This is a genomic window from Veillonella magna DSM 19857 (assembly GCF_000428745.1).
GTDB classification, from domain to species: domain Bacteria; phylum Bacillota; class Negativicutes; order Veillonellales; family Veillonellaceae; genus Veillonella_A; species Veillonella_A magna.
Window position 1 is genome coordinate 1 of sequence record NZ_AUAN01000003.1, and the last position, 15,247, is coordinate 15,247.

General features: G+C 46.9%; 15 protein-coding genes and 1 tRNA gene. 11 read left to right on the top strand and 5 right to left on the bottom strand.

Going from position 1 to position 15,247, the window contains the following annotated elements:
• From G344_RS0100005 to G344_RS10290, 11 genes are all read left to right on the top strand, one after another.
• The coding region (locus tag G344_RS0100005; protein WP_028254391.1) for an EF-Tu C-terminal domain-related protein at window positions 1-674 on the top strand (674 nt) is incomplete at its 5' end.
• Between the two features lie 198 nt (window positions 675-872).
• Window positions 873-961 (top strand) — tRNA-Ser (locus G344_RS0100010).
• Between the two features lie 406 nt (window positions 962-1,367).
• Window positions 1,368-2,621 carry a M20 metallopeptidase family protein gene (locus G344_RS0100015; RefSeq protein WP_083963018.1) on the top strand — a complete coding sequence of 418 codons (1,254 nt, stop codon included), beginning with the start codon at window positions 1,368-1,370 and terminating at the stop codon, window positions 2,619-2,621.
• 166 nt (window positions 2,622-2,787) lie between these two features.
• Window positions 2,788-3,789 (top strand): ornithine carbamoyltransferase, encoded by a 1,002-nt coding sequence (argF, locus tag G344_RS0100020; RefSeq protein WP_478201829.1) that lies wholly within the window; start codon window positions 2,788-2,790, stop codon window positions 3,787-3,789.
• Between the two features lie 10 nt (window positions 3,790-3,799).
• Window positions 3,800-4,786 (top strand): N-acetyl-gamma-glutamyl-phosphate reductase, encoded by a 987-nt coding sequence (gene argC / locus G344_RS0100025; protein WP_244869469.1) that lies wholly within the window; start codon window positions 3,800-3,802, stop codon window positions 4,784-4,786.
• A 138-nt stretch (window positions 4,787-4,924) separates the two neighbouring features.
• Window positions 4,925-5,785, top strand: coding sequence for an acetylglutamate kinase (argB, locus tag G344_RS0100030; RefSeq protein ID WP_028254395.1), 861 nt, complete (start codon window positions 4,925-4,927; stop codon window positions 5,783-5,785).
• A gap of 129 nt (window positions 5,786-5,914) precedes the next feature.
• Complete coding sequence (locus tag G344_RS0100035; protein ID WP_051245629.1) at window positions 5,915-7,126, top strand: acetylornithine/succinylornithine family transaminase; 1,212 nt, start codon at window positions 5,915-5,917, stop codon at window positions 7,124-7,126.
• Window positions 7,127-7,490: 364 nt separating this feature from the next.
• Window positions 7,491-8,009 (top strand): hypothetical protein, encoded by a 519-nt coding sequence (locus G344_RS0100040; protein WP_156886115.1) that lies wholly within the window; start codon window positions 7,491-7,493, stop codon window positions 8,007-8,009.
• Between the two features lie 258 nt (window positions 8,010-8,267).
• Window positions 8,268-8,918 (top strand): YajG family lipoprotein, encoded by a 651-nt coding sequence (locus G344_RS0100045; protein ID WP_028254398.1) that lies wholly within the window; start codon window positions 8,268-8,270, stop codon window positions 8,916-8,918.
• Window positions 8,919-8,931: 13 nt separating this feature from the next.
• The gene (locus G344_RS0100050; protein WP_028254399.1) at window positions 8,932-9,591 is read left to right on the top strand and encodes a hypothetical protein; all 660 of its coding nucleotides are present in this window, start codon (window positions 8,932-8,934) and stop codon (window positions 9,589-9,591) included.
• A gap of 139 nt (window positions 9,592-9,730) precedes the next feature.
• Window positions 9,731-10,303 (top strand): hypothetical protein, encoded by a 573-nt coding sequence (locus G344_RS10290; protein ID WP_051245587.1) that lies wholly within the window; start codon window positions 9,731-9,733, stop codon window positions 10,301-10,303.
• A gap of 247 nt (window positions 10,304-10,550) precedes the next feature.
• Here G344_RS10290 and G344_RS0100060 read toward each other — a convergent pair whose 3' ends face one another.
• The 5 genes from G344_RS0100060 to aroA form a co-directional block, all read right to left on the bottom strand.
• Window positions 10,551-11,147 carry a hypothetical protein gene (locus tag G344_RS0100060; protein ID WP_028254400.1) on the bottom strand — a complete coding sequence of 199 codons (597 nt, stop codon included), beginning with the start codon at window positions 11,145-11,147 and terminating at the stop codon, window positions 10,551-10,553.
• A gap of 64 nt (window positions 11,148-11,211) precedes the next feature.
• Entirely contained in the window at window positions 11,212-11,646 is a 435-nt protein-coding gene (locus G344_RS0100065; RefSeq protein WP_028254401.1) for a type II 3-dehydroquinate dehydratase, read from the bottom strand.
• Window positions 11,618-12,874 carry a shikimate kinase gene (locus G344_RS0100070; RefSeq protein ID WP_028254402.1) on the bottom strand — a complete coding sequence of 419 codons (1,257 nt, stop codon included), beginning with the start codon at window positions 12,872-12,874 and terminating at the stop codon, window positions 11,618-11,620. Before G344_RS0100070 ends, G344_RS0100065 begins: the two co-directional genes overlap by 29 nt.
• Window positions 12,875-12,877: 3 nt before the next feature.
• Window positions 12,878-13,972, bottom strand: coding sequence for a chorismate synthase (gene aroC, locus G344_RS0100075; protein WP_028254403.1), 1,095 nt, complete (start codon window positions 13,970-13,972; stop codon window positions 12,878-12,880).
• Window positions 13,962-15,215, bottom strand: a complete 1,254-nt coding sequence (gene aroA / locus G344_RS0100080) for a 3-phosphoshikimate 1-carboxyvinyltransferase (RefSeq protein WP_028254404.1) — start codon at window positions 15,213-15,215, stop codon at window positions 13,962-13,964. Before aroA ends, aroC begins: the two co-directional genes overlap by 11 nt.
• Between the last annotated feature and the right edge of the window lie 32 nt (window positions 15,216-15,247).

The following is a 15,247-nucleotide window of genomic DNA, read 5'->3' on the forward strand; positions in this document are numbered from 1 at the left end:
TAGGCTCCGCTTTGAAAGCCCTCGAAGGCGATCAGAAATATGTTGATAAGATCATCGATCTTATGAACGCTGTTGACGAATACATTCCGACTCCGGAACGTGACACCGATAAGACCTTCTTGATGCCGGTCGAAGACGTGTTCACTATTACCGGTCGTGGTACGGTTGCTACCGGCCGTGTTGAACGTGGCGAAATCAAAGTAGGCGACACTGTTGAAATCGTTGGTTTGCAGGAAAAACCGTCCCAGTCCGTTGTAACCGGTTTGGAAATGTTCCGCAAAACTTTGGATTCCGCAGTAGCCGGCGATAACGTTGGTGCTCTTCTTCGCGGTGTTGACCGTAAAGACATCGAACGCGGCCAGGTTCTTGCTAAACCGGGTACCATTCATCCACACACTAAGTTCAAAGCTGAAGTGTACGTATTGACGAAAGAAGAAGGCGGCCGTCATACTCCGTTCTTCTCCAACTATCGTCCGCAGTTCTACTTCCGTACAACGGACGTAACCGGTGTTATCAACTTGCCGGAAGGCACTGAAATGTGCATGCCTGGCGATAACATCACTATGGATATCGAATTGATCACTCCGATCGCTATCGAAGAAGGTCTTCGTTTCGCTATCCGTGAAGGCGGCCACACTGTAGGCGCCGGCGTTGTAACTGCTATCGAAGCGTAAGCTGTCGATTGTGGTTATGGTGCATATTACGGCAGTACTGTTGTAATAACGTAGTGCTATAGGATCTGCATGAGATCCATATATAATAATTCCTTTCCAAGAGAACTCCCGTTGGAGCAACTAAGCTCCGGCGGGAGTTTTTGTATCGGTGTTTTTCATTGACAAAGAACTTTGTAGTTTGATACAATGACAAGGTATGGAGAGGTGTCCGAGTGGTTTAAGGAGCTGGTCTTGAAAACCAGTGATGCGGCAACGCACCGTGGGTTCGAATCCCACTCTCTCCGCCATGCAATCTAAGCTTTCGGTGTAGGCCGAAAGCTTTTTTATTTTATAGCATACCTGTGGCTTTACATGATATGTACAATTTTAAAGTATGCCTATGGTTTTATAGGATGCGTGCGACTTTACATGATGTACATAATTTTATAGGATACGTATGATTTTGCATAATGTATGGCGTTATATGGTGTACGTAACTTCATAGGATATCTGTAATTAACAAGGCCTTCGAGATTTTATCGAAGGCCTTTTGTTTTATAAAAATTCATTTTATTTTGAATAAATATAAAATAATGCTTGCATTATTCTTTGGGTAGTGCTAGAATTACGCTAACGTTGGAATAAAAATACAAAACTGATTATAAAAATAAATAGCCGCGAATGGCTGATCACAAGAAAGAAGGCGTAACGTAAATGACAGCGTATGAAGGAACACATGAAGAAATAGATACGAATAAAGGCAATCATGGAAGTAACCATGAAGACATACAGGCACTAATCAAAGAAGGAGTTGCTTTCATAGAGCCTAAGGTAGTAGAGTGGCGACGCTATTTACACGCACATCCGGAGCTATCCGGCGAAGAAGAGAACACATCGCTATACATAAAGCAAACGTTGGATACATTAGGAATTCCGTACAATGATCAGGTATTCGGTCATGCCGTAGTGGCCTGTATCGACAGCGGCAAGCCGGGAAAGACAGTGGCACTGCGAGCCGATATGGATGCATTGCCGGTGAAGGAACAGACAGGTGTGGAGTTTGCATCGCACCATGATGGCGTGATGCATGCTTGCGGTCATGACAGTCATATGGCCATTGCCTTGGGAGCTGCCGCTGTACTGAACAAAGTAAAGAATTTTTTGCAGGGTCGCGTGTATATTGTATTCCAGCCGGCAGAAGAGGAAGCGCTTATTAACGGAGCCAAGAACATTATGGCTTCCGGTGTACTGGATGAAGTGGATGAAATCTTTGGACTTCATGTGTGGCCGGGATTGCCGGTAGGTACGGTAGGTGTGCGTGACGGAGCGATGATGGCAGCGTCGGATCATTTTTATGTAACTATCACCGGCAAGAGCACGCATGGTGCGGAACCGCACAATGGTATTGATGCGATTGTGGCAGCGGCGAATTGGATTACGGGCATCGAATCCATTGTGGCCCGTGAAACAGATCCGATGGAAAGCATCGTGGTTACGGTAGGCACGATTAACGGCGGCGATCGATATAACGTAGGCTGCGGTGAGGTTACGCTGGAAGGGACATGCCGTACCTTTGCACCGGCGAAGCGCGATTATATTGAAACGCGCCTAGCTGAATCACTGCAAGCACTGGATATGCTTTTCCATACTACATCCGAGCTAACCTATAAACGCGGCCACGACGCAACGGTGAACCATACCGCTTCCGCACAGCGACTGCGCAAGGTAGCCGCATCATATGGAATTACGGCAGTTACTCCGGAACATCCGTCGATGTGTGCGGAAGACTTTTCTTCATACATTGCCGAAAAACCGGGTGCTTTTTTCTGGCTCGGCACCGGCTACGAAGGCTGTCTGGCGTTACATAATGCTAGCTTTATCATTGATGAAACAATTTTAAAAACCGGCGTCACCGTTATGTGCGGAGCCGCGGCGGATGTTCTTTTAGAAACAAAATCGGCAGACTGAGAACAGATACACCTTAGGTTAGATAACAGAGAGGACAGGGATTACGATGACATTACATATAGAAGGCTTACAAGGGAAACAACAAGCATATGCACTGATGCATAAGGCGTGGAAGAATATAGGCGTAACCGATGCGGACGGCTCGCTTATAAGCATGGCGAATACGATGAAGGGGCACAACTTTTTAACATTGTTGGACTTGTCGCCGGAAGAAATTACCTATCTCTTAGCTTTGGCGGCAAAGCTCAAAGCAGATAAAAAAGCCGGCTGCGAAGTACCGCTCATGACAGGGAAGAACATCGCTCTTGTGTTTGAAAAAGATTCCACGCGGACGCGATGCGCTTTCGAAGTAGGAGCTGCCGATCAAGGAGCGCACACTACCTATTTGGGACCGACGGGCAGCCAGATGAACAAAAAGGAATCCATAAAGGATACGGCGCGTGTCTTGGGCGCTATGTTTGACGGCATTGAATTCCGCGGCTTTGCCCAGGAATCGGTAGAGCTTTTGGCCGATTACAGCGGCGTGCCGGTATGGAATGGCTTAACCGATGCGGATCATCCGACACAGACATTGGCTAACTTCCTCACCTTGGCGGAGCAATTGGACAAACCCTTATCGGAAGTAACCTTTGTGTATGTAGGCAGCGGTCAATGCAATATGTGCAATGCGTTGATGGCCGGTGCCGTAAAGCTGGGGATGAACTTTAGATTGGTAGGTCCGGCGGAATATTTCCCGGAAGGATCTTTTGTAAAGGCATGTAAAGCGGTGGCGAAGGAAACGGGCGCCACGGTTACTTGGACAGATGATGTGGCTGCCGGTGTGAAGGATGCGGATGTCATCTACACCGGAGTGTGGGTAACCATGGGTGATCCTTACGAACTGTGGGGCGAACGTATTGCACAATTTACGCCGTACCGCATTACATCGGACATGATGGCGATGACCGGTAAGGCACAAACAAAATTCTGCCATTGCTTACCGGCCTTTCATGATACGCATACGCAGGTGGGCAAGGATATTTTTGAACGCTTCGGTCTTGATGGCATTGAAGTTACCGACGATGTGTTTGAAAGCGAACAGTCGTTGGCATTTGAAGAAGCAGAGAACAGATTACATACGATTAAAGCGGTGATGGTTGCTACCTACGGCGACTATCCGTTGAAATAGAAAGAGAGGAATGACAGTAATGACGGGGGCACAGGAAAAGGTAATGACAAGTGCGACAGCAATGCACAAAGTATTTATCGTGGGACAGGCAGGAACGACGGGACTGCGTATTTACGAACGATTGGCGGCGCGACCGGATGTAGAGGTGCTTACCATTGATGAAGAGAAGCGTAAAGATAAAACGGCAATTGCGGATTTGGCTGCAGAAGCGGACGTTGTCTTTTTATGTTTGCCGGATGCGGCGGCTAACGACGTAGTCGATGCCATCGGTGAGTTGCCTTGCCGCATTATCGATGCCTCCACGGCTCATCGAACGACGCCGGGCTGGGCCTATGGCTTTGCCGAATTGAGCGACGACTATCGCAAAGGCATTGCTACGACGAAACACATTGCCGTACCCGGTTGCCATGCCAGCGGAATGGTAGCCATTCTTCATCCTCTGGTAAAGGCGGGCATCGTACCGGCCACCTATCCGGTGACGGTAACCTCCTTAACCGGGTACAGCGGTGGCGGCAAGTCGATGATTGCCGACTATGAAAGCGCCGATAAGTCGCAAGACTTATATGCACCGCGTCATTACGGCATGGGGCAGATGCATAAACATCTGAAGGAAGTTGTTCATCATACGGGCCTCGGTATGCCGCCGATTTTTATGCCCATCGTCGATGATTACTACAGTGGTATGATCGTCAGCATCGGATTTCAGACAGCGGCTTTACACGGTACGGCGGCGGATGTAGAAAGTACCTTGAAAGCTGCCTATAAAGAGGCGAAGCTGATAACGGTGGAGTCACTCAGCAATGAGGGCAATGCAGGCTGTATGGCAGCAAACACCAACAGCGGTAAGGATAGTATGATCATTAAAGTCACGGGCAACGAGGACCGCGTGGTTGTCCATGCCATCTTCGATAATCTTGGCAAAGGCGCATCCGGTGCGGCGGTGCAGTGTATGAACATTGCGTTGGGCTTGCCGGAAACAACGGGCTTGGCATTGTAGTGCGTGAGGAAAAAGAAAGTACGCAGCGAGCCTTTGCGCTTCGGGGCGTATTGTTTATCACAGAAAAGAACCATGAATGGACGAACAGTTGATACAGTGCTTAGGTATATGGAAAAGACAGAGGGAAGAACTATGACAATGAATGAAATATCAAATGCAATGCGGGCCAAGTTGTTGACCGCAGCGGTACCGTACATTAAAGAATATACGAACACCTATGTGGTAGTAAAATACGGCGGCAATGCCATGATTGACGAAGAAATCAAACAATCCGTCATGCAGGATTTGTTGCTCCTTTCATTAGTGGGAGTTAAAGTCGTACTAGTTCACGGCGGTGGGCCGGACATTAACGATACCCTGGGCAAGATGGGGATTGCCTCACAATTTAAAAACGGCCTGCGTGTTACCGATGAAGCCACGATGGATGTGGTGCAAATGGTATTGGCTGGGCGCGTGAATAAAAGCCTGGTGGCACACATTGCAAGCCTTGGCGGCAAGGCTACCGGCATTTGCGGTGTCGACGGTGCTATGATTAAGGTGCATCAAAAAAGTGAAGACCTGGGCTTAGTAGGCACTATCGACAGCATTGACACGGGACTGATTAAAGCATTGGTGGATAATGGCTATATCCCCGTAGTCGCTTCCGTCGGTGTCGATGATAACGGCACGATTTATAACATTAACGCCGATACGGTGGCCGCTTACATTGCCGGCGCTTTACAAGCGGAATGCATGGTAGCCATGACAAATATTGACGGCGTTATGCTCAATAAGGACGATCCCACATCACTGGTGCCGAAGCTGACCGAAGCGGATACGACCAAGCTGGTAGCGGACGGCGTTATTGCAGGAGGGATGATTCCCAAAGTGGAATGCTGTATCGAAGCCATTCAAAAAGGGGTAAAGAAAGTATTTATTATCAATGGTGAAATCCCGCATGCCATACTGATTGAATTGCTTACCAACGAAGGTTTGGGCACCATGTTTGTAAAAGAATAAAGAGAGGCGAGTTACATGGGATATATGGAAATAAACGAACCGATAATGGTTATAATGACGGATACTACGCTATACGGTGCCGGAGAACATACGACATCAACAGATACGGAACCCTCGTTTGCGTACGATATGGGCGGAGCGGACGAAGCGCCTTCCCCTATAAGTGCACCATCCTATAAAGAACTGGATACAACCTATATTGCTCATACATACGGACGCTTTGATGTGTGCTTTGAAAAAGGTGACGGCGTGCTCTTATACGATACGATGGGAAAGGAATACATTGATTTAGGATCCGGCATCGGCGTGACTGCGTTCGGCAGCGGTGATGCCCTATGGCAACAAGCCGTCATTCATCAGGTGAAGAGGCTGAATCACGTATCGAATTTGTATCATACATTGCCACAGGCAACCTTGGCAGAAAAGCTATGTCAAAAGACGGGCATGAAGAAAGTATTCTTCTCTAACTCCGGTGCGGAAGCTAACGAATGCGCCATTAAGGCAGCGCGAAAATATTCTGCTGATAGATACGGCGACGAACGGACGACGGTAGTTACCTTGGTGAACAGCTTTCACGGACGAACCATTACCACCTTGGCAGCTACGGGACAGGACGTGTTCCATCAGCACTTCCATCCCTTCACCAAAGGATTTGCACATGTACCGGCCAATGACTTCGATGCCTTTAAACAATTGGTGGATTCGGATTCATCTATATGCGCTATTATGATGGAAATGATTCAAGGCGAAGGCGGCGTTATGCCTTTGAATGCCGGGTATGTGAAACAGGTGGCAGACTATGCGGCGGCGCATGACATCTTGGTGGTGGTAGATGAAGTGCAAACCGGGAACGGACGGACAGGCACTCTTTACAGTTACATGCAATTTGGCATTGCACCGGATATCGTGTCAACCGCGAAGGGCCTTGCCGGCGGACTTCCCATGGGTGCCACCATGTTTAACGACAAGACCGAAGGCGTGCTTGATGCGGGCAGTCACGGCTCTACCTTTGGGGGCAACCCGATTTGTGCAGCCGGAGCTATTTCGGTTATCGACCGTATCGATGATGCCTTGTTACGCGAAGTGAAAGCAAAGGGACGGTACATTCGCGAAGCATTAACCGGAGCACCCGGCGTGCTCAGCATTTCCGGTATGGGTTTGATGGTGGGGATTGAAACCACAGCCGATGCAAAAACAATAGCAAAAGAATGTCTGAACCGTGGTGTAGTGGTGCTGACAGCCAAAAATAAAGTGCGGTTATTGCCGGCGCTGAATATTCCTCGGGATACACTGAAAAAAGCCGTGGGGATTTTGAAAGAAGTCATCGGCGAGATGGCTTAGTCATCAACTGCGATAGGTGACATAAGGGTCGGGCGGTTAGGAACATTGATTGTCGTTCACGTCATGATAGAAGAGACAGTCATTAATCATAATAGAAAATACAGTTGTATGAGTTAGTTATATGAATTTTAAAATAAAGCCTTCTTGCTAGTGTGATGCAAGAAGGCTTTATTGATACAAAGAAACTTGATAATTACTGACTGATGAGTTATTGTAAAGTCATAAAATAAGTGTATTGTAGTTGGTAAATATGTATAAGTTTATTGTTTATCGAAAAATTGTAAGTAAACATGGTAGGGGGTAGTGATGGAGGGAGTAAATATATTCTGCTAGTTGTTAGATCATGATAGGAGTGTGTATGATTATGAAAAAAGTTTGGACAACATTGATTTTAGGAGCTGTGTTATCAGCTTCCTCTGTTATGGCTGCAAATTATCCGCAATATTTATATGGGAATACTTCATATCCGATCCTTTATGGACATATGGATTATGCTACTTATCTTGATACAAGCTCTGTGGTAATAAAATATATTTCTGAGCATGGTGGGGTAGTTTGGGCTCAAAGTGAAGTGGGGGTTTCTTTTTCCTATGATGCGTCTACAGGGAATGAAAATGTAAAAAAGGTTAAAGTGCCAAAGGTAATATGGTTTTATATCCCGGAAATGAAGGATGGGCATGGAATGCACGGTGTGGATATAGATGATAAGAAAGTTGTATTACCTCCTTTTATTAAAGATATTGCATATGTTTCTTATAATGCCGGTAATAGTTGGACTCCTTTTTATATGCATGATAACTCAGGCTATAATAGTCCAACATATCAGGGACTATGGAAAGGAATGGATATTGTACAGAAGAAGCTAGAAAGATATTCACTTTAAAATATAAATTAAGAGGAGCTGTTTATTGTAAGAACTTCGTTATTGCGATACATAACCATCCTATCAATATAATTTTTATCTATCCAGATATATAAGAAGAAACTTACTATAATATAAGAAACTACAGATATAGATACATAGTGTCATTGCTGATAATTTTTATTGAGGTTGAACCACTCGACATCTGATGATACACTAAAAGCATAATTAAATATACTATTTGGTATAGAAACTTGTTTTATGTAAGGAGAGGATGTTATGAAACGACTCATGCTATTGTGTGTATTTGTTATGGCGCTGCTGCTAGCCGGTTGTGCGCAGGTGACATCGGAGATTAAGGTGGATTCCGATTTTGGTGGCAGTTGGCAAGCTACCATTCAAGCGCCGGCACCGATCAGTAAAGACGATATTTTAAGTGCGGTGGCGGATAAAAAGGAAGGTACACAATCCATTGATGTGACAAAAATTAAGCTGGTACCGGTAGATGCAACGGGTAAAGAAATCAGCGGAGATACGCCGGGAATGCGTTCACAAAGTTGGAAACTGGAAACGAAGTTTGCCAACAAAGACGAATTAGCATCGATTAGTAAGATTGCTTTTGGACGCAGCAATGGAGACAAAGCGATTAATGTAATTTATCCGTATGGCGACGATCCGGATGTGTACATGTTTAATTTGGGACAAGCATCGGGAACGACGACGATTACCGTACCGGGTACCATCATTAAAGAAAGCGTAGGCAAGGGCATGGTGAAGAGCGATGATACTATTGTGTTCGCACAAGGTACGCCGATTAAATTCCAATTTAAGAAATCCGGTTCGTGGGGGATGATCATCGGCGGTGTTTTGGCTATCGTTGTAGTAGCCGGTGGTTTTGTATGGTACCGTCGCAGACAAGCGGCTGCATAAGGGGGAGTTATAGATGAGAAAATACATAAGTGTAGTCATTGCTATGGTGCTCATGCTGTGTGCGTTGGTACTCGGCGGTTGTGGCTCCTTATCGTCCACTAATTTTGAAGGCACATGGGCGTATGTGATGCAACCGAATAAGAAGAATGTCGATTATAATTATGATTCGGATATGCTGTATGTCATTACTATGACAAAGAAAAGTGAGCATACCTATGAATCTACGTTCAGACAATATAAATATGTGAAGAAAGATATTAAATTGTTGAACGAAGAAGAATATGCCAAAGGTGATCGCTTTTTCTATTGGTTGTCCATGATTCCGGAGAAGCCTAACGCGGCAGGTGTAATGCCAAAGGTAGAAATAGATTTTGAATTTAAACATCTTCCTACGGATATGGAAGCGGTCAAGATGACGGAACGGGATGGCAAGCTATATACGGACGAAGGTACTGAATTTACGTTAGACAGTAAGACAGGTAATCTAATTTCCGGTAATCAGACAATGGCTCCTGTAGAAAACGGAGACTTGACGAAGTTCAAGAAAGAAATGCAGCAGCACATTAAGGATTACTTCCAAAAGAAATACGTGGATACGAAGAAATGGGATATTACGGACTACGTATTTACCGATGCCGGTGATTCAGTTGTGCAAGGTGATTATAAAAAATAAGTAGGATGATTATAACGGTGTGCTTTCTAGGCGTTTATGATGTAAGTTAAGGTTCAATATTCTCTAGCAATTAATTAAACAAGGGAACATTGTATAGAGATCATAGCAGATAGCTCCTAGGGAGAGAGGGGGAAATGAAGTGAAATCTAAATGGATAGTTTCGTTGTTTGGTGTTATGGGATTGGTCGGATTTATTGGAGCAACAACAGTTGCTGATGCTGCATTACCGAGCGGTCCTAAGTACACACTCACTCGTGCCGATTATGGGAAATCGTTCGGTACAGCGCCGAGTGCGGCGGATATGAATGTTATTGGTGTCAATATTGGTACCCCGGTATCTGCGGTGATAAAAAGCCTGGGGAAGCCGGACAGTTGGGAAAATCAAAAGCATGGCCTGTCTGCAATAATCAGGTATGGTGGGATTGCTTTTGGTCTAATTGGTCGAGGTAATAATGCAACAGTTGCCAACATAGTGCTAACCAATAGGGATGCTACAACTGCCAGGGGTGTTGCCGTAGGTGATTCTCTCGAAAAAGTGTATGAGGTATACGGAACACCGGATTTTATTATTAAAGAAAAACAAGCCTGGATATACGGTTCTCTAGACCATCCTTCGGGTAATCGTACAGGTATTACCTTTGGTTACAACGACAATAACCGAGTAACCGATATTGTGATAGAAAATACAGATGTAACCGGTGATTTATGGTAGGTAAACAACTGACTAAATTAACTAAAAACTGACCAAACAACTAACCAAACACTGACCAAACTAGCTAAACACTGACCAAAAATTAATCCGTGTGCATAGATGAGTTTGAAATAGAAAATAGATTAGTGTTAGTTGCTTGGTAGCTGTTGGAATTTTGGAATAAAAATATAAAACCGCTATAACACTAGAGTTATCTAATGTTATAGCGGTTTTTCAGTAAGGGGTTAACTTATTTGTTTTGCGGGTATTATAACGTGGTTGTAATGGCTACGACTTTTCCTTTATTCACATACATATCAAGGGATACGGAATCCATAACACCATTACCAGTAGAAACAGAATACCTATATATTAACTCATACTTTATTTTGTGATTTCCCACATATCCGGTGCCACCTTCTACATCCAAATCTGTGGGTTGACCATATAAGTTTAATAATTTTGTTTCACTGTCACCGACGGCTAATCCTCTTTTTGTAACTGCACTACGATCAATAATTACGGTGGCTATCACAAGTTTCTTATGAGTTGGATCGTTCGTAAAACGACCGGCAATAAAACCTAATCCTTTATAAAATAAAATCTCTTTATCTTCTACAACAGAATTAAATCCGCCTTTGTTTTTATCTGGCCCCTTATACATGCCATTGACATTAATATTACCATGATACCGCTCTGTTGGTTCTCCGATATAATTAATCAATTGACTTTCAGGTATGTAATGAGTAATACCCAGAATATAATTTTCTCCTACCGGTAAAACAATAGTTGGTAATTTTGCTTGAGCCAAGCCTGTACAACTTAACATAATAAATAGACTTAAGATGGATATAATTTTTTTCATAACATAACACTCCTCCGTATTAGTCATTCAATTAGGGTAGAGTCGTCATAGTTAAATGCTTACCTTATCCCCCGTAGCGTTCAATGAGGTAATCCATGGCTTCGATGTAACCATCCAAGCCGTGACCACGGATGGTTTTTTCCGCATAGTAGCCTACATAGGATATGTGTCGGAAGTCTTCGCGTTCCAACGGGTTGGTGATATGCACCTCCACCGTGGGAATGCCGACAGCTTTTAGTGCATCCAGCAAGGCTACCGATGTATGCGTATAGGCGGCGGGATTGATGACGATGCCATCGTATACGCCGTAGGCAGCTTGGATATAATCGACTAAATCCCCTTCATGATTACTTTGCTGGCAAGTAACGGTTACGCCGCAATGATTCGCATGGGCTTTGATGCGCTCCAAGAGGGCCGGGTAGGAGGTGCTGCCGTACAGCTGTGGTTCGCGAAGTCCTAACAGATTGATATTAGGACCGTTGATGATTAAAATGTTCATAAAACTCCTCCTTGATGAAGCGCACGGCGGCCATGGCATCGGTGCAGTCACATTGGGCTTGCGAAAAGGCTTCGTATAAAGGATAGCGCACGCGAGCCAGTTCACGAAGTCGGCCGATACCGCCGGTGGAGAGAATGCGATCCGCCGTGTCCAATGATTCCAACGGTCGCTGAATCCAATAGATGCGTCCGTTTTGGCGAAGCAACGCATAGTTTTCGGGACGGGTGATAACGCCGCCGCCGGTGGCGATGATAGCGCCGGTTTCTTTGCACACATCATTTAGAATTTCTGTTTCCTTCTCGCGAAAGGCGGGTTCGCCGTGATTCTTAATGTATTGTGACGGATGTTCGTAGCGTTCTTCAAAGATGGCATCGCAGTCAAGTAAAGGACGACCGGTCTCTTTGGCTAAGGCTTCGCCGATAGTTGTCTTGCCCACGCCGGGCATGCCGATGAGAATAATATTTTCCTGTGCCGAGCGCATGGCGGTAATCATTTCGCGAATGCGTTCGATGGGAAACTGTGTATTCATAAATAATTCTGCAGCGTACACGCCTTGGGCAACGAGCATGGGTAACCCGTCGCTGTAGGGAATACCCATCTCTTCGGCATCGATGAGAAGCTGCGTGCGATACGGATTATAAATGACATCGGCTACGCCTTCCAAGTGTTTGAAGGGGCGAATATCTATGAGGCGGCGCGGTGATTTGGGATACATGCCTACGGGAGTGGCGTTGATGATGATTTGTGCAGTATCGTAAAAGTCGGCAATGTCCTCATAGAACGGGGCGTTATGGCGTGATACATGTGTGGTATGAGCGGCCCCTAAATCGGTTACTACCGTGTGGATTGTACCGGATGTTGCACCGTCGCCGAGGATAAGAACATCCTTGCCGGCTACGTCGATGCCGGCGTTCTTTAATAAAAATACAAAGCCGTTGTAGTCGGTGTTATGCCCGAACCAACCGTCAGGGCGGCGGACCATGGTGTTTACGCAGCCTATTTTTTTGGCCGTATCGGATAGACGCGTACAATAGGGCATGACATCTTGTTTGTAAGGAATGGTGATATTAATACCGCGCAGCTCCGGATCGGCTAAGAAGCGTTCCAGCTGATGCGGTTCTTTTTCAAATAAGGTATAAACGGGATTGCCCAGGGCTGCGTGAATCTCGGGGGAATAACTATGACCCAAGGTTCGCCCCAGCAGTCCGAAGGCCGGTGTATGACTCATTGGTTAACGCAGCTCCTTTTTTATTTCTACTAAAAAGTCTAACAGAACGAGGGCCACGACGGCTTCCACAACGGGAACAGCGCGCACGGCAATGCACGGATCGTGACGACCTTTAATTAAGAGGGACGTATTTTCCTGCTTTTCAAAGGAGAAGCTGGGCTGTGGTTTTGAAATCGAAGCGGTAGGCTTCATACCTACGCGCAAGACAATAGGCATACCGTTGGTAATACCGCCTTGGATACCGCCGCAGTGATTGGTTATGGTTTTTACGATGCCGTCTTCCAATACAAAGGGATCGTTTTCTTCACTGCCCAGATGATCACAGGCATCAAAGCCGGTGCCGAAAGCAACACCTTTTACGCCGGGAATACCGAAGATGGCACGGCTCATACGATTTTCGATGCCGTCAAAGTTAGGATTGCCCATACCGGCGGGGATGCCGGTGGCAAATACTTCAATGATGCCGCCGGTGGAATCGGAATCGTTCCGCAGGCGATCCAGTAAATTGATAGCGTTCAGGCGAGCCGTAGGGGATAGCATGGCAACGGTTTCAAAGCCAGCCTTGTGAAGGGCGTCCATATCGGGCGCGGTGTAGCTTACTTCGTCATCGTTCACCGTGCCTAAGCGGCGTAGATGCGCACCTACGCGAATACCTTCCTTGGCGAGAAGCTGTAAGGCAATACCGCCGGCACAACATAGTGGTGCCGTAAGACGACCGGAGAAGTGACCGCCGCCGCGCATGTCCACGCTATCGCCGTAACGCACGCGCGCCGTATAATCGGCATGCGATGGGCGCGGTACATCGCGCAAATTATTGTAATCTGCCGATTGCTGATTGGTATTGGCAATATAAAAGGCTAACGGCGATCCGCTGAGCATACCGTCTACGATGCCAGATAGAAATATAGGTTCGTCTGCTTCCTTGCGCTGTGTGGTGACTAAGCTTTGACCGGGAGCGCGGCGCTTCATAAAGCGGCGCAGTTCTTCCAAATCAATGGTGTGTCCGCAGGGAAGTCCGTCAACGACGGCACCGATAGCGGTGCCGTGGGATGTACCGAAGGTGGATATGTGAATGTGAGTACCGAAATCAGAGCTCATAGCTGTTACCTCCTAACGCTTGCCAATCATCAAAGAATTGCGGATACGATTTAGTAATGGCTTCGCTGTCGCTGAGGGTGACGGGATTGTCACTGATGAGGGCCGCCAACGTGCCGGCCATGACAAGGCGATGGTCATTATAGCAATGGGCGCGGCCCCCCGTAAGTCGGCCGGTGCCGTTTACATACAGCGTGTCGCCGTCGATGTGAGCACTGCCGCCGAGGGAGGTAATCATCTCCGCCATGGCTGCCAGGCGATCGGATTCCTTGAGACGTAAACGCGCGCCATTGAAGAAGCGGCTTCGTCCTTCGATGCCGCAAGCTAAGATGGACAAGATGGGAAGCAAATCCGGACATTGCTCTAAATCTACGTTAAGCGGCAGGGTAGCTTTGCCGGTGGTGGTAAGTCCTTCGGCAGTATAAGTTAAGGTAGTGCCGGCTTTCTCGATAATGGCGGCACTGCGGCGATCGGCTTGTACGGAATCGGCAGTGAGTCCGGTTACCGTAAAGGTTTGCCCGGTCAGTGCCGTAGCTACGAGCCAAATGGCTCCGTTCGACCAATCCCCTTCGATGGCATAGTCCTTTACACCGTGATAGTGACTGCCTTCGGGAATATGAAAGGTATCGCCGGTTACGTTGACGGTGACGCCGAAATCCTGAAGGACGCGAATGGTTAGGCGCACGTAATCACGCGACTGCAAGGGACCTTCACTGATGACGGTAGTTTCCCCCATCAGCGGAGCGGCGAGAAGCAAACCGGAGAAGAATTGGCTGCTAATGTTGCCGGCCATGGAGAAGGTACCTCCCGAAAGGAGTCCTGTCATGGTGAAGGGAGGCGCATCCTTGGAAAAGGTAACGCCGTGTGCTTTCATCTGTCCCAGTAAGGGCTCTAACGGACGCTGCGGCAAACGACCTTTTGCATCGACTTCGGTGGTGCGGCATAAAGCAGCGGCCACGGGAAGTAACAGACGTAAGGTGGTACCCGATTCATGGGGACGTACTTGCCCCGGTGAAGCTGGCGTTGTAATAGGATGCACACGAACACCGTCTTCGGTTCGTTCGATGGTAGCGCCTAAGCCGCACAGGGAATCTATGGTAGCATCGATGTCGCGAGACGAGCGATGAAATCGTATATGAGAAGCGGAGTCTGCCAGCGCGGCCGCCATAAGAGCGCGGTGCGCATGAGCCTTCGCAGGGATGGCCTTAATTGTGCCGCCGGGAATAGCAGCCGTAATGGTGCGCATAGTTCATCTCCTTTAGTAACGTATAATAACGT

Coding starts and splice junctions, on each gene's coding strand:
- argB (WP_028254395.1), top strand. CDS start 4,925: ATGAATGAAATATCAAATGCAATGCGGGCCAAGTTGTTGACCGCAGCG.
- aroA (WP_028254404.1), bottom strand. CDS start 15,215: ATGCGCACCATTACGGCTGCTATTCCCGGCGGCACAATTAAGGCCATC.
- G344_RS0100050 (WP_028254399.1), top strand. CDS start 8,932: ATGAGAAAATACATAAGTGTAGTCATTGCTATGGTGCTCATGCTGTGT.
- G344_RS0100065 (WP_028254401.1), bottom strand. CDS start 11,646: ATGAACATTTTAATCATCAACGGTCCTAATATCAATCTGTTAGGACTT.
- argF (WP_478201829.1), top strand. CDS start 2,788: ATGAAGGGGCACAACTTTTTAACATTGTTGGACTTGTCGCCGGAAGAA.
- G344_RS0100070 (WP_028254402.1), bottom strand. CDS start 12,874: ATGAGTCATACACCGGCCTTCGGACTGCTGGGGCGAACCTTGGGTCAT.
- G344_RS0100015 (WP_083963018.1), top strand. CDS start 1,368: ATGACAGCGTATGAAGGAACACATGAAGAAATAGATACGAATAAAGGC.
- G344_RS0100060 (WP_028254400.1), bottom strand. CDS start 11,147: ATGAAAAAAATTATATCCATCTTAAGTCTATTTATTATGTTAAGTTGT.
- G344_RS0100040 (WP_156886115.1), top strand. CDS start 7,491: ATGAAAAAAGTTTGGACAACATTGATTTTAGGAGCTGTGTTATCAGCT.
- G344_RS0100045 (WP_028254398.1), top strand. CDS start 8,268: ATGAAACGACTCATGCTATTGTGTGTATTTGTTATGGCGCTGCTGCTA.
- aroC (WP_028254403.1), bottom strand. CDS start 13,972: ATGAGCTCTGATTTCGGTACTCACATTCACATATCCACCTTCGGTACA.
- argC (WP_244869469.1), top strand. CDS start 3,800: ATGACAGTAATGACGGGGGCACAGGAAAAGGTAATGACAAGTGCGACA.
- G344_RS0100035 (WP_051245629.1), top strand. CDS start 5,915: ATGGGCGGAGCGGACGAAGCGCCTTCCCCTATAAGTGCACCATCCTAT.